Origin of the sequence: Microbulbifer marinus (assembly GCF_900107725.1) — a bacterium.
GTDB classification, from domain to species: domain Bacteria; phylum Pseudomonadota; class Gammaproteobacteria; order Pseudomonadales; family Cellvibrionaceae; genus Microbulbifer; species Microbulbifer marinus.
The window spans coordinates 1,744,486-1,757,765 of sequence record NZ_FNQO01000001.1 but is presented as its reverse complement, the minus strand read 5'-3'; the positions used below and the strand labels follow the sequence as shown (position 1 = coordinate 1,757,765).

The window sequence follows — 13,280 nt, the reverse complement described above, 5'->3', positions numbered from 1 at the left end:
GATAACAACAGGAAATTGGCCTGGAGTTGAAATTAATTTCAACCATTTCCCATCGGCGTCTGGACTTCCGGGGAGGCTATCACTAGAATGCGCAGCCTCTTCGGTGCTCAGCACCGGCAGTTGAAACTTTACCAGGATTCAATTGTGCAGAGTTGATGCGGGGTGGAGCAGCCTGGTAGCTCGTCGGGCTCATAACCCGAAGGTCGTAGGTTCAAATCCTGCCCCCGCTACCAAATTCTTCCGCCAGTGGTTTGGAGGTAGACGCCCGACGATCCGGGCTCCCTCTCTGCCTCTGGCCGGCATAGCCGGGCGAAGGTCGTAGGTTGAAATCCTGCCCCCGCTACCAAATTCTTCCGTCGGTAGTTTTGAGGTCGATGCCCGACGATCCGGGCTCCCTTTCTACCTCTGGCCGGCATAGCCGGGCGAAGGTCTTAAGTTCAAATCCTGCCCCCGCTACCACATTTCAAAAGGCCGATCGGTAATTTACTGATCGGCCTTTTCCGTTTTTTTATGCTCGAAGATTTCGTGCGCCAACTCTGTGCCGAGCAACTTTTTGCTTGCGGCCAGGTGTCGCTGAACTAAGCCTTAAGGCAAGGCTGGTTACACTCATGCCAATCTCTGAAAGATCTATATCGGGAAATTAGCTTATCCCGACAGCAAGAGCTTACGGGGCGAGTTCACTGAGACGGTGATGGGCTACGCCTACCGCCCCGGCCAATTGGGTCCCGGCCACGATTTTAGAATGTTCTCCACGGCCAGTTTTGGTGGCACAGCCCTTCGAGGAGCTTGTTCGGCATCGTTGCATGGAGACTTCATGCGGCGCACACGTCAGCTGAGATTGTGTTAATCCGTTAGTCTGCCCAGACAATAGCTGATGGGCTCGAGCCGTAGAATATCGGGTCGGCCAAGCCCTCGATAATCTGTTTGATCCGTGGGCGGGCAGTCGAATAGCATACTCGGGCGCGATAAGTCTCCTGCTGTTACGCGGAGGCTATACCCACCGGATGGATTCGGCCGATGAAATAAACCCGGACAGTCAACGACGGTTTCCAAGCAAATTCAGAAATTCGAGCCGTAGCGTCGCGTTTTTCAAGAACGCTCCACGCATGACAGAGTTATGCATCAACGCGTCATTGTCTTTGACCCCACGCCAGTGCATGCAGAAGTGGCTGGCCTCCATGACGATCGCCAGGCCATCTGGTTGAAGGCGGTGCTCCAGTTCGTCAGCCAGCATGACCACGGCCTCTTCCTGAATCTGCGGCCGGTTCATCACCCATTCGGCCAGGCGTGCGTACTTGGACAAGCCGATCAGGTCGGACGACGCATTGGGCAGCACGCCAATCCACACCTTGCCCAGGATTGGGCACAAATGATGCGAACAGGCGCTGCGCACCGTAACCGGTCCGACGATCATCAGTTCGTTGAGCTGGGAAACGTTCGGAAATGTCGTAGCCGCCGGCGCCTTTTCATAGCGGCCGCGAAACACCTCGTGCACGAACATTTTGGCGACCCGCTTCGCGGTATCGGCGACGTTGTGGTCGCTGTGGGTGTCAATTACCAGCGCATGCAGCAAGCCTTGAAGCTTCTGTTCAACCTCTGTGCGCAATTCATCCAGTTCGCCGTCATGGATAAAGGCGGCGATGTTGTCGTTGGCGTGGAAGCGCTGCCCCGCCTCGATCAGGCGATGGCGGATGCGGTCGGACACGCCCACTTCCGGCGCTGTGGTAGGTTCCTGGAATACAGATTCGAGCAGCACGTGTTGATTCCTCAAGCAATGGTTTGTCGGGGTGGTGTGCACGCAGGTTTTTAACCCGGCAATGCCGGCGCAGATATTCGGATCTGTGGGTATTCCGCGGGCTCGTGTTGATTTGGGTCGGTGGGGGCACGTCCCTCTGTCGCAATGACCCGTCAACCGCTTGGGTTACCGGGTCAATGGCTGTCGGAGCGCCAGACGCCGTGGTGATAAACCAGCTTGCCACCGAGCCAGCCACCGACAGTCAGGCAGAGGAAACCGCCGGCATCCAGAAGCAGGGACACGGTGTTCGGCTCCAGCGCGCGCAAATCCTCCAGTCGCAGCAGCAGGCGGGTGCAGAATAGGGCGCAGGCGCAGAGCATCGCCCCCATGTGCCAGTAAGCAATCCGCATCGCGGGGCCTTCGGGCACATATGCCAGTTCGAGTATGCCCGCGAGCATGGCTACAATGGCCGTGCCACAACCCACTGCGAGAAGCCCGCTCGACCAGCGCCAGGCGGGTTCGCCGAACCAGAACCCAGCGAAGTCCGCCACCACGGCCAGCGACCAGCAGGCGACCGGAAAATGCACCAGCGCGGGATGCAGGCGGTGACCCATGTCAGAGCACCAGGCTCAGAAGGATCAGAAAACCGATTACCGCAAGGCCGGCATGCAGTATCACCACAGCCTTGGGTGCCAGTTTGCTGCGCAGGTGGAAGGAGGCTAGAAAGAAGCCGCCGAGGGCTGCCGCCAACAGCAGGGCAAAGGCGGCAATCAGGCGCTGGCCGCTATTATCTCCACCCAACAGTAGGAGAATCAGGGTGACGAGGCCGATCGCACCCAGCAGGGCATGCCCCAGCGACAGGAACCAGGGAGCCAATCTGCCGCGCAAGATATGGCTGGCAAGAACCAGTCCCCCAATGGCCGCCAGGCCGAAGCTACTCAAAGCAAAAACCAACATGCGGTCTCCTCTATGTTTGTAGGTTATCAGGGGCTGCACTGCCGCAGGGCGACAAGGCAGCCGCAGTGTCATGTCAGTGCTGTTCAGCCAGCTTTACATCACTCATTCCCAACGCCTGCGCCACGTCGTACATGGCTTGATTGAGAATCTTATGGGTGGTCTTGTCGGCCTGATAGCCGACATCGGCATTGATATCCGCCATCACCTGGTTGTGCAGCTGGTGAGAAATTGCCTTGTCGAAGAGGTAACCACTCCAGAAAGTGCCATCCGCAGTGACGCCAGCCTTTACTAGAGTCTTCGCTAGTGCAGCGCCCGAGAGATCGGCCGGCTCGGGCAGACTGATACCGGCTTCAGTGGCACGCTTAAGGCTGTAGGCGATGGCTATGTCCATCCCACTTATGAAGGTGTTCACCTCATCTTCACCGTATTGCTTGGTAAGCTTGGATACCTCAGCAATCACGGTGTCTTCCCCGAGCATGGCCACCAGGGCGTTGGCAAAGCTGAAGTTGTCGGCGCCGCCACCGGCTTTGACCAATGCGGCGGTTACCGCCAGCGCCGGCTCGCCATGATAGGAGGGGCCGCCAAACATATTCATCGCAACTTGTGCTCGTTTAGCGGCTGGCCCCTGGTCGGCGGCAATCACCAGTGCGGGGCTGGCGGAAAACGCAACCAGGCCGGCGGCAAAAACAATGGTTGTGGCTTTCATGGATTCTCTCCTTTTTCAGTTTCTTCAACAGTGTCGTGGATAAGTGCCGGGTCAAACCGGCTGAGTCATTCCCTGGCGAGCCAGTTCAGCCATTACATGAGCAGTGACGGCGTCGCAGCGCTTGCCGGCGAATTCAAAGGCATCGGACGCCCGGGCTTCCATCCGCTGTGCCAGATCCTGGCGGAGCAGATCGCGCGCTCGCGACAGGCGTTTTTTGACCAGCGCCTCGTTGATATCGAGGCAGAATGCGCTGTCGGCCACCGACAGGCCTTCCACTGCCCGAAGCATGAAGACACTGCGGTAGATTTCCGGGAGGCGCCGGATAGCGAGTTCCAGAAGGTGTTGCATTTCCTGGCGGTCGGCTGCCGTTTCCGGGGTATGTTGGTCGGCGATAAATGATGCCATGCCGTCCTCCTCGGATTGCTTGCTTTGAAGAACAGCGATCTTCTCGTCCAGCGATACCACCGGGCGCTGGCGGCGCTTGATGCTGATAGCCTGGTTGACGGCGATGCGGATCAGCCACGTTTTGAGTGACGCGCGCCCCTGATAGGAATCCAGGTGCGTAAAGGCGTTCAGGTAGGCCTCTTGCACTGCTTCTTGGGCCTGGTCCTCATCGTCTAGCACCGCCCTGGCCGCACGAAACAGTGCCTGATTGTGGCGGCGTACGATGAGTTCGAAGGCCGGCCCGTCCCCCCGGCGAGCCCGCTCAACCAAATCAGCATCGCTTAAATCGGTTAGTGGCTCCCGTGGGTCGGCTGCCGAATCGGTCACGCTGAATTCCTCCCGTCTATGATTTTTTCGCGGTTCTTACTCTAATAGACGCAACGGAATAGAAAAGGTGACAAATTTGCTGGAAAAACTTTCGGGTTCAATCGTGAACCGCAGTGCCCTTTTTGTATCTTTTTTGTGGGCCCAGGAAGTGGCGCTGGATCGCAAGGTGCACCATTTGCCTGTCTCTCTGCGCAAGCGCGTCAAGGGCGGCATCTGGTCTCATCTCAGAAAGGCAATCAGCGTGACATCAATACAGGCCATCCTGCTGATAACCACGGCAGCGTCCAGCACTTCATTGCCGCAGACGCCTGGATGAGTGGGAGGACATGGAAGAAAAATAGGAGAGCAATTCGCTGTGATCCTTCGGTTACGGACTGCCGCATTTCGCAGAAGAACTCAACTAAGCGGGCGAGCTATCGACCACCTGAGGGTGGTATCAGGTTGGTGGGGCGAAGGCACCCCATCAACCATTATTAACCCGGCAATATTTATCGCCGGGTTAATAAATCCGGAAAACTCAGAAAAGACTAGAGACCCAGCGGAGTCGCCAGCGGCTCGATGTCGACGATATCGCCCGCGTCGGCATTGCCGCTGTCGCGCGACAGTACGATCAGGCAGTTGGCGTCGGCGAGGCCGGAGAGGATGTGGCTGCCCTGGGCGCCAACCGGCTCGACCCGCAGGCCGCCGGATTCGTCGCGCAGATAGATGCCGCGCTGGAAGTCGGTACGGCCGGGTTTTTTCTTCACCGGTTTCTGTAGCTTGGCCTGCAGCGTTACCGGAGCCGCCCAGGCGCTGCCTTTCATGACGGTCAGCGCCGGCACCGCCAATTGCTGGAAAGTGATCAGTGCCGAAACCGGATTGCCGGGCAGACCGAAGAACGGCGTGCCCTGCAGGCGTCCGTAGGCGAACGGCTTGCCGGGTTTCATCGCGACTTTCCAGAAACCGATTTCCCCCATCTCTTCCAGCACTTCCCGCGTGTAGTCGGCTTCGCCCACCGATACGCCGCCGGACGTGATAATCGCGTCGGCTTCGCGGGCGGCACGAGCCAGGTTGTCCCGGATTACGTTTTTGTCGTCCGGCAGAATGCCCAGGTCGAGAACTGCGAGATCCAGTTCCGCCAGCGCGGCCAGCAGCGCCACGCGGTTGCTGTCGTAGATATCACCCTTGCCCAGTGGTTCGCCGGGCTGGCGCAGTTCGTCGCCGGTGGAGAAGAGGGCGATTAGCGGCCGCCGGCGCACGGTCACCTCGCCGATGCCGGCCGCGGCCAGCAGGGCGATATGGGCCACCGAAATCCGCGCACCGCTGTCCAGCAGTGTCTCGCCCTCGGCCACGTCCTCGCCGCGGCGGCGGATATGGTCGCCCGCGCGCACCTTGCCGGTGAGGAAAATGGACTCGCCCTGTGCCGTAACCTGTTCCTGCATCACTACTGTATCAGCGCCATCGGGCACGGCGGCGCCGGTCATGATACGCACGCAGGTGCCGGGATTGACGATACCTTCGAACGGCTTGCCGGCAAACGAATAGCCGATCAGTTCGAGCGGTTTGTCGCTCTCCAGGTCGGCAAAACGCAGCGCGTAGCCGTCCATCGCGGAGTTGTCGCACGGCGGCAGGCAGACAGTGGAGGCGACCGATTCGGCCAGCACGCGGCCGGTGGCCTGAGCCAGCGGGATCGATTCGGTGCCCGCGACCGGCGACAGGTCTTCGAGCAGGGCAGCCCGGGCCGCTTCGACAGGCATCAGACCGGGCTGGGAACAGCAGTCACTCATGGGGTACTCCGGGGGGTCAGGTAGATTCTGACCGCTTTTGATTGACCATCCACACAGCGGCCTCCACCCGGGACCGCATGCCGAGTTTTTTCAGCAGGTGCTTCACGTGCACCTTCACGGTGGCATCGCTGATGTCGAGTTCGCGGGCAATCAGTTTGTTACTGAGCCCGTCGGCAATCAGCTGCAATATCTGGTACTCGCGGCTCGTCAGCGTGGAGAGCGTATCGGCACCGGTTTTGTCGGGTTTGCGCAGTGCCGAGGCGAGAATTTCGGTCAGGCGCTGACTGATGGCCATCTTGCCGTGGGTCGCCGCCAGAACCTGCTCGAGGATGTCCTCGGGATCCATGTCCTTCAGCAGATAACCGTCGGCACCGGCGCGGATACAGGCCACCACGTCCGCATTGTTGTCGGACACCGTCAGCATCACGATGCGCGCGGTCACGCCGGCGGCGCGCATTGCGCGCAATGTATCCAGGCCGTCCATGCCGCGCATGTTAAGGTCGAGCAGGATGATATCGGGATCGCATTCCTCGGCCAGCTGCACCGCTTCCTCGCCGCTACTGGCCTCCGCCACCAGCTCCAGGCCCGGCTCCAGACTGAATAGTTGCATCAGCCCTTTGCGAAACAGGGGATGGTCGTCAACCATCATGACTCTTGCGGGACTGGACATGATCGCTCCTGCGTTGAAGTTGCTTTCTGGGTCTGGTCAGTGGCCAATATGCTAGCACAGGCGACACGCTGGCAGCGCCGCCTACCCCTTAGGAGGTAATCGCGCGCCAGCGGGCGCCCCGGGCGCACGGCGATTACGGCTGTGTGGGCGGTTTTTGGGGCCGTTGGAAAGGCGCCAAAACGGCGGGCGGAAAAAAGGGGGTACTTATTGATGGTAATTGAGCGCTGGTCAGGTGGTGTCCATAGTGGCAATGGAGAACAACTACTACCCGACCAGGAGCCAAGACTGTGTCTGATATCTACGAATGGTCCCCGGAGAATAGCCAGTTCTGGCAATCCCGGGGTAAAAAAATAGCTAACCGCAATCTGTGGATTTCAATTCCCAGCCTGCTGGCGGGTTTCGCCGTCTGGCTTTACTGGGGCATCATCACCGTGCAGATGCTCAACCTGGGATTCCCGATTGCCAAATCCGAACTCTTTACGCTGATGGCCATCGCCGGCCTGACCGGCGCCACGCTGCGGATTCCCAGCAGTTTCTTTATTCGCCTGTGCGGTGGGCGCAACACCATCATGTTTACCACCGCGCTGTTGCTCTTACCGGCACTCGGCACTGGTATCGCACTGCAGGACAAGAACACGCCGCTGTGGGTGTTCCAGCTGCTGGCGCTGCTCAGTGGTTTCGGCGGCGGTAACTTCGCCTCGTCCATGTCCAATATCAGCTTTTTCTTCCCCAAAGAGAAGCAGGGGCTGGCGCTGGGCCTGAATGCTGGCCTCGGTAATTTCGGCGTTACCACCATGCAGATCATCGTGCCGCTGTTCATGACCTTCGGTGCCTTCGGCGCTATGGGCGGCGATCCGATGATCCTGGTGAACTCTTCCGGCTCGCTGATCGGCAAGGTGCCGGCCGGTTCCGAATCCTGGATTCAGAATGCCGGTTTTGTCTGGCTGCTGCTGCTGGTGCCGCTCGCACTGGCGACCTGGTTTGGCATGAACAATATCCGCACCGATGAGGTGTCCCCGGATATTGGCAGCCCGCTCAGCACCTTCGGCAAGATGAGCCTAATGCTCGGCATCGGCCTGATTAATGCTCTGATCGGTCTGTGGCTGATACTGCCGGAAAGCGCCAACGGCTCCGGCTGGGGGATACCGAAGGAAATCGTACTGGTGCTGGTGATTTTCGGTACCGTGTACGGCCTGAAGATGTTGCCGGGCGATATTCGCAACAGCCTCAATCGCCAGTACCGTATTTTCAACAACAAGCACACCTGGGTGATGAGTGTGATCTACACCATGACCTTCGGTAGCTTCATCGGTTTCGCCGCGGCTTTCCCGCTGGCCATCAAGGTGATCTTCGGCTATAGCCACGTGATGGTCGACGGCGTCATGACCCACGATACCATCAACCCGAATGGCCCCAGTGCGCTGATGTACGCCTGGATGGGACCGTTTATCGGCGCGCTGATCCGCCCGGTCGGTGGTTGGATTGCGGACCGCATTGGTGGTGCGCTGGTGACTCAGGTCTGCGCGGTGATCATGGTGGCCAGCGCCCTGGGTGTGGCTTACTACATGAAGGCGGCATATGCGTCGGCTTCACCGGAAGACTACTTCGTACCCTTCTTCCTGCTGTTCCTGACACTGTTTGCGGCCACCGGTATCGGCAATGGTTCGACTTTCCGCACCATCGCCATGGTGTTCCCGAAAGAGCAGGCGGGCCCGGTACTGGGTTGGACGTCCGCGGTGGCGGCTTACGGCGCCTTCTATATTCCGAAGGTGTTCGGTGAGCAGATCAAGGCGACTACGCCTGAGTATGCCCTGGCCGGCTTCGCCATCTTCTACGCGGTGTGCCTGGTGGTTAACTACTGGTACTACCTGCGCAAGAACGGGGAATTCTACAACCCGTAACCCGAACTTCACTCGTGTGTTGTTGCTTGGGGGAGTCTTGACTCCCCCTTTTTTTATAGCGCGAAAGACCGCTGCGGACTTTCGCGCATTTGTGTATTTTAAGCTGCCGTCCAGCGAGGATGGCGGCAACCTTGACGCAGGCTAATTGCTGGCGTCTCTAGCGTCGCTGCGGGTTGTGCGATCTGCTGTCGCCACCGCGAAATTTATGGAGTCGAGTTTTGTTGCAAATCATGGACCGAGAGCGCGAACAATCGCTCTTGCCCCTGTGGCGGATGCCGTTTCGGCCGATGTTCCTCGGTGCCGCCATATGGAGCTGTATCGCGCTGTGCCTATGGCTCGCGCAGTTGCGCGGTATTTCGCTGCCGGGATTGCGCGGCGGTGTCACCTGGCATGCGCACGAAATGCTGTTCGGTTTCGCCGGTGCCGTGGTGGTGGGCTTCATCACCACTGCCATGCAGACCTGGACCGGCCTGCGCGCGCCGACCGGCCGCTCGCTGATTGCCCTGAGCGCGCTGTGGCTGGCGGCGCGGCTCGGCTATGCGTTCGCCAGTGTGCCGCTGTGGCTGCCGGTGGTGCTGGAAAGCGGCTTCTTCTTGGTTGCGGCCGCCCTTACCGGCCGCCGTATTCTCGCCGTGCGCCAGTGGCGCAACCTGTTTGTGATTCCCGCGCTGATCGCGTTCGCGGCACTGGCCGCCGCCCACTGGCTGCTACCCGGGTGGCAGCGCAGCGCGGGTCTGGTGACACTGTTGCTGGTTACCGGTCTGATCACGGTGTTCGGCGGCAGGGTGATTCCCTTTTTTACTGCGCGGCGCTTTCAGCTGCCGCAGCGCGACAAGATTGCTGCATTGGAAATCGGCAGCCACATCAGTGTGCTGGCGCTGCTGCTCACGGTCGGCCTGAATTTGCCGAAACCCTTGTGGGGGTGGCTGGCATTGGCACTGGGGCTGCTGCAGCTGGCGCGCTGCTGGCGCTGGCGTCCGTCGCTGATCTGGCGCGAACCGCTGCTGTGGTCGCTGCACCTGAGCTACTGGTTCATCGTGCTGGGCTTCCTGATGGCATTTCTCGCCTGGACCGGTATCGCCCCCGGGCTCGAGGGCGGTGCACTACACGCGTTTGCCGTTGGCGGAATCGGCGGCATGATCCTGGCGATGATCAGCCGCGTCACACTCGGCCACACCGGCCGCACACTGAAATGTCCGCGCCTGATGCCGCTGGCCTTTGCCGCGCTGGTGCTGGCGGCACTGGCGCGGATCTTCTGGGCCCCGGCCGCTAACGGCCTGCTGGCGGCAGTGTGTGGCTGGCTGCTCGGCTATGGATTGTATTTGTATTACTACGCACCGATGCTGATGGCGCCGCGCGCCGACGGTCAGGCGGGTTAGGAGTGAACAATGAAAAAAACCGGTGAATTTCTCAGTCCGTATTTTCTCGGCGCCTATGGTGAGAACAACGATGTGCTGGAAAAATTCGTGGTCGAGTTTATGCGCGACCACGTATTCTGGCGCCGCAACTTCCACCCGGAGGACACGCCCCCGATTACGCCGCAGATGCAGAACCAGCCGAAATACCGCGATGCCATCGCGCGCATGCAGTTCGAGTTGCATCAGCTCACCGCGCGGCTGAAAAAGTCCGTGCCCTTTTTCAATCCGCGCTATGTCGGCCACATGGTCTCCGAGACACTGATGCCGGCGCTGATCGCCCAGCAGGTGGCGACACTCTACAACCCCAACAATGTATCGGTGGATGCGGCCACCGTGACCATCGACATGGAGCTGGAAGTGGGCCGTCAGTTTGCGCGCATGTTCGGCTTCAATACCGATGAGTCGCAATCGCCCTGTGCCTGGGGACACCTGACCAGCGGCGGCAGCAGCGCCAACTACGAGAGCCTGTGGAATTTCCGCGCGGTAAAATTTTTCGGCATCGCCCTGGCCCGCGCCTGCCGCGAGCTGGAGCTGTCTGTGCCGGTCGACGAGTTCGGTGTTGATATCGCCGCGGCGAGCGACTGGCAGCTGTTCAACCTGCCGATCGACCGCCAGCTCGAGCTGCGCCGTGAAGCCCTGGCGCAGATGGCCGATGGCCGCGCGCGGCGTCAGCTGCTGGATACCGTCGACCGCTACCGCATCGAGACACTCGGCCCGGTGGAGTTTTTCCAGCACACGGACCTTAAGCCACCGGTCATTCTGGCGCCGGCGAGTGCCCACTACTCGTGGAGCAAAGCGGTCAAGATTCTCGGCTTCGGCAGCCAGCGCCTGCTCAAGGTACCGATGAATGCGCGCATGCGTATGGATGTGGCGGCACTGGAGCAGCAGCTGGCGGAGCTGCATGCGGAGCAGCGCCCGGTGCTGGCGGTAATCGGTGTCCTCGGCACCACCGAATTCGGCACCATCGACCCGGTCGACGAGATAGTGGCGGTGCGCGAGCGCTGGCGCGCTCAGGGTACCGATTTCTGCATTCACATCGATGCGGCCTGGGGTGGATACCTGGCAGCCATCTTCCGCAACGAGCAGGGTGGTGTGGTGCCGCGGGAGCAGGTGGGCAAGCACTTCCGCTACTTCCCGTCTGAGTCGGTGTATCGCAGCTTCACTGCGCTCAGCGAAGTGGACTCGATCACCATCGATCCGCACAAGATGGGCTATCTGCCCTATGGCACTGGCGGCTTCGTCTGCCGCAATCGCGATGTCGCCGAGCTGCTGACGCAGAAGGCAGCCTATGTATTCGACGAGGACAGCGACGAGTCCGAATTCGATCTGCGCAATATCGGCCAGTATGTACTCGAGGGCTCCAAGCCCGGCGCCAATGCGGCGGCGGCTTACGTTGCCCACCGGGTCTTGCCACTGGACGCAGAGCATTTCGGCCGACTGATGGGGCACACGATACAGGCGTCCGAATATCTGCATGATCACCTGCTGGAACTGGCCGAAGAACTCAAGGATCAGGTCAGTCTGATCCTGCCGTTCGAGCCGGACACCAACCTGATCTGTATCGGTGTCAACCCGCACGGCAACCGCAATCCGGTGCGGCAGAACGCATTTACCCGCAGGGTGTTCGATCACCTGAAAGTGGAGCCGGACAAGCCGATTCAGGCGAAGGAGTTCGTCGGCTCCTTTACCTCGGTATTCCGCCGCAACCTGGACGATGACGCGGCACAGCGGCTGGCCGACAAGCTGGGCCTGGATGCGGAAGCCTTCTGCAGCACGGTCAGCGATCCGCAGCAACAGGTCGAGGGTATGTTCGTGCTGCGCCACACGATCATGAACCCATGGGTCATGGCCAGCAGCGGCGGCCAGACCTATCTGGAAAAGTACTGCGATTACCTGCGTGAGATCCTGTTGCAGGAGCTGCAGGACGGACACTGGCGTGTCTGAGTGGCGCGGGATTAAAATTGCAGCCCGCAGCCGCTACCGGCTGCGCAGGCGATGTTGTAGAGGTAAACCATGACTGAACTCCTTTCCCCGGCCGGCACCCTGAAAAGCATGCGCTTTGCGTTCGCCTACGGCGCCGATGCCGTCTACGTTGGCCAGCCGCGCTACAGCCTGCGCGTGCGCAACAACGAGTTCAACCGCATCGAAAACCTCGCCGCGGCGGTCGACGAGGCCCATCAGCTCGGCAAGAAAGTCTACGTCGCCAGCAACGTGGCGCCGCACAACGACAAGCTGCGCAGCTACCTGCGCGACATGGAGCCGGTGATCGCGATGCAGCCGGACGCGCTGATCATGTCCGACCCCGGCCTGATTATGCTGGTGCGCGAACGCTGGCCGGAGATGCCGGTGCACCTGTCGGTGCAGGCCAACGCGGTCAACTGGGCGACGGTAAAGTTCTGGCAGCAGCAGGGGCTGGAGCGGGTCATCCTGTCGCGGGAGCTGTCCCTCGACGAAATCGAGGAGATCCGCATGCGCTGTCCGGAGATGGAGCTGGAAGTCTTCGTCCACGGTGCGCTGTGCATGGCCTATTCCGGGCGCTGCCTGCTGTCCGGCTATATCAATCACCGCGATTCCAACCAGGGTGCCTGCACCAATGCCTGCCGCTGGGAATACAACGCCCACCCGGCGCGGGAGACCGAGACCGGCGATCTCGTTGCCGGGCGCGAAGTCGATCCGACCAGCGACAATCCCGCGCCGATGCTGCTGCAGGAGAAAAACCGCCCCGGCGAGCTGATCCCGGTCTACGAGGACGAGCACGGCACCTACATCATGAACTCCAAGGATCTGCGCGCGGTGCAGCATGTGCAGCGCCTGGTGCAGATGGGCATCCACTCGCTGAAGATCGAGGGGCGCACCAAGTCGCACTACTACGTGGCGCGCACCGCCCAGGTCTACCGCCGCGCGATCGACGATGCGCTGGCCGGGCGCGAGTTTGACTTCGAACTGATGTCGAGTCTCGAGCACCTGGCCAACCGCGGTTATACCGAGGGCTTCTATCGCCGCCATGTGCCCAGCGAATTCCAGAACTATGAAAAGGGCGTGTCCAGCAATCCCAACCAGCAGTTTGTCGGCGAGGCGCTGGCGCTGGAGGGCGGCTGGATGACGGTGGATGTGAAGAACCGCTTCGAGCGCGGCGACCAGTTGGAACTGGTCACGCCCGCCGGCAACCAGCGCTTCCGCCTCGAGGTGTTGGAAAACGAGCGCGGCGAGCCGCTCGAGGCGGCGCCCGGCTCCGGCCACGTGGTGCGCCTGCGCCTGCCGCTGGAGCTGCCGGCCGAGGATGTCGGCTACAGCATGCTGATGCGCTATATCGACTGAATACGGCGGCCGGGGAGCGCGTTCGCGCTTCCCGCGTG

12 protein-coding genes and 1 tRNA gene are annotated in these 13,280 nt (G+C 60.6%); 6 read left to right on the top strand and 7 right to left on the bottom strand.

Annotation, left to right across the window (positions count from 1 at the left end):
• Positions 1-156: 156 nt before the first annotated feature.
• Positions 157-233: transfer RNA gene (locus BLW36_RS07580), tRNA-Met, on the top strand.
• A gap of 803 nt (positions 234-1,036) precedes the next feature.
• Here BLW36_RS07580 and folE read toward each other — a convergent pair.
• The 5 genes from folE to BLW36_RS07555 form a co-directional block, all read right to left on the bottom strand.
• Complete coding sequence (folE, locus tag BLW36_RS07575; RefSeq protein WP_244506161.1) at positions 1,037-1,756, bottom strand: GTP cyclohydrolase I; 720 nt, start codon at positions 1,754-1,756, stop codon at positions 1,037-1,039.
• Positions 1,757-1,929: 173 nt separating this feature from the next.
• Positions 1,930-2,349: a DUF2231 domain-containing protein gene (locus tag BLW36_RS07570; RefSeq protein ID WP_091386673.1), complete on the bottom strand. Its 420-nt coding sequence runs from the start codon at positions 2,347-2,349 to the stop codon at positions 1,930-1,932.
• A gap of 1 nt (position 2,350) precedes the next feature.
• The gene (locus BLW36_RS07565) at positions 2,351-2,692 is read right to left on the bottom strand and encodes a hypothetical protein (RefSeq protein WP_073272987.1); all 342 of its coding nucleotides are present in this window, start codon (positions 2,690-2,692) and stop codon (positions 2,351-2,353) included.
• A 73-nt stretch (positions 2,693-2,765) separates the two neighbouring features.
• Positions 2,766-3,398 (bottom strand): hypothetical protein, encoded by a 633-nt coding sequence (locus tag BLW36_RS07560; protein ID WP_091386671.1) that lies wholly within the window; start codon positions 3,396-3,398, stop codon positions 2,766-2,768.
• 51 nt (positions 3,399-3,449) lie between these two features.
• Positions 3,450-4,169 (bottom strand): RNA polymerase sigma factor, encoded by a 720-nt coding sequence (locus BLW36_RS07555; RefSeq protein WP_091386669.1) that lies wholly within the window; start codon positions 4,167-4,169, stop codon positions 3,450-3,452.
• Positions 4,170-4,236: 67 nt separating this feature from the next.
• Between BLW36_RS07555 and BLW36_RS07550 the strand changes: the two genes are divergently transcribed.
• Positions 4,237-4,485, top strand: coding sequence for a hypothetical protein (locus tag BLW36_RS07550; RefSeq protein WP_139304837.1), 249 nt, complete (start codon positions 4,237-4,239; stop codon positions 4,483-4,485).
• A 211-nt stretch (positions 4,486-4,696) separates the two neighbouring features.
• Here BLW36_RS07550 and moeA read toward each other — a convergent pair whose 3' ends face one another.
• Both moeA and narL read right to left on the bottom strand, forming a co-directional pair.
• The gene (moeA, locus tag BLW36_RS07545; RefSeq protein WP_091386664.1) at positions 4,697-5,935 is read right to left on the bottom strand and encodes a molybdopterin molybdotransferase MoeA; all 1,239 of its coding nucleotides are present in this window, start codon (positions 5,933-5,935) and stop codon (positions 4,697-4,699) included.
• Positions 5,936-5,951: 16 nt separating this feature from the next.
• Positions 5,952-6,605, bottom strand: coding sequence for a two-component system response regulator NarL (narL, locus tag BLW36_RS07540; RefSeq protein WP_091386661.1), 654 nt, complete (start codon positions 6,603-6,605; stop codon positions 5,952-5,954).
• Between the two features lie 287 nt (positions 6,606-6,892).
• Here narL and BLW36_RS07535 point away from each other — a divergent pair, with 287 nt between their 5' ends.
• From BLW36_RS07535 to trhP, 4 genes are all read left to right on the top strand, one after another.
• Positions 6,893-8,506, top strand: a complete 1,614-nt coding sequence (locus BLW36_RS07535; protein ID WP_091386659.1) for an MFS transporter — start codon at positions 6,893-6,895, stop codon at positions 8,504-8,506.
• Positions 8,507-8,724: 218 nt separating this feature from the next.
• Positions 8,725-9,885, top strand: a complete 1,161-nt coding sequence (locus BLW36_RS07530; RefSeq protein WP_139304836.1) for an NnrS family protein — start codon at positions 8,725-8,727, stop codon at positions 9,883-9,885.
• Positions 9,886-9,894: 9 nt separating this feature from the next.
• Positions 9,895-11,868 (top strand): pyridoxal phosphate-dependent decarboxylase family protein, encoded by a 1,974-nt coding sequence (locus BLW36_RS07525; RefSeq protein WP_091386656.1) that lies wholly within the window; start codon positions 9,895-9,897, stop codon positions 11,866-11,868.
• A 69-nt stretch (positions 11,869-11,937) separates the two neighbouring features.
• Positions 11,938-13,242, top strand: a complete 1,305-nt coding sequence (gene trhP / locus BLW36_RS07520; protein WP_091386654.1) for a prephenate-dependent tRNA uridine(34) hydroxylase TrhP — start codon at positions 11,938-11,940, stop codon at positions 13,240-13,242.
• Positions 13,243-13,280 lie beyond the last annotated feature (38 nt).

Bases quoted from the DNA above. Each gene is read 5' to 3' on its own strand.
- BLW36_RS07525 (WP_091386656.1), top strand. From the start codon at position 9,895: ATGAAAAAAACCGGTGAATTTCTCAGTCCGTATTTTCTCGGCGCCTAT.
- moeA (WP_091386664.1), bottom strand. From the start codon at position 5,935: ATGAGTGACTGCTGTTCCCAGCCCGGTCTGATGCCTGTCGAAGCGGCC.
- BLW36_RS07560 (WP_091386671.1), bottom strand. From the start codon at position 3,398: ATGAAAGCCACAACCATTGTTTTTGCCGCCGGCCTGGTTGCGTTTTCC.
- BLW36_RS07570 (WP_091386673.1), bottom strand. From the start codon at position 2,349: ATGGGTCACCGCCTGCATCCCGCGCTGGTGCATTTTCCGGTCGCCTGC.
- trhP (WP_091386654.1), top strand. From the start codon at position 11,938: ATGACTGAACTCCTTTCCCCGGCCGGCACCCTGAAAAGCATGCGCTTT.
- BLW36_RS07565 (WP_073272987.1), bottom strand. From the start codon at position 2,692: ATGTTGGTTTTTGCTTTGAGTAGCTTCGGCCTGGCGGCCATTGGGGGA.
- narL (WP_091386661.1), bottom strand. From the start codon at position 6,605: ATGTCCAGTCCCGCAAGAGTCATGATGGTTGACGACCATCCCCTGTTT.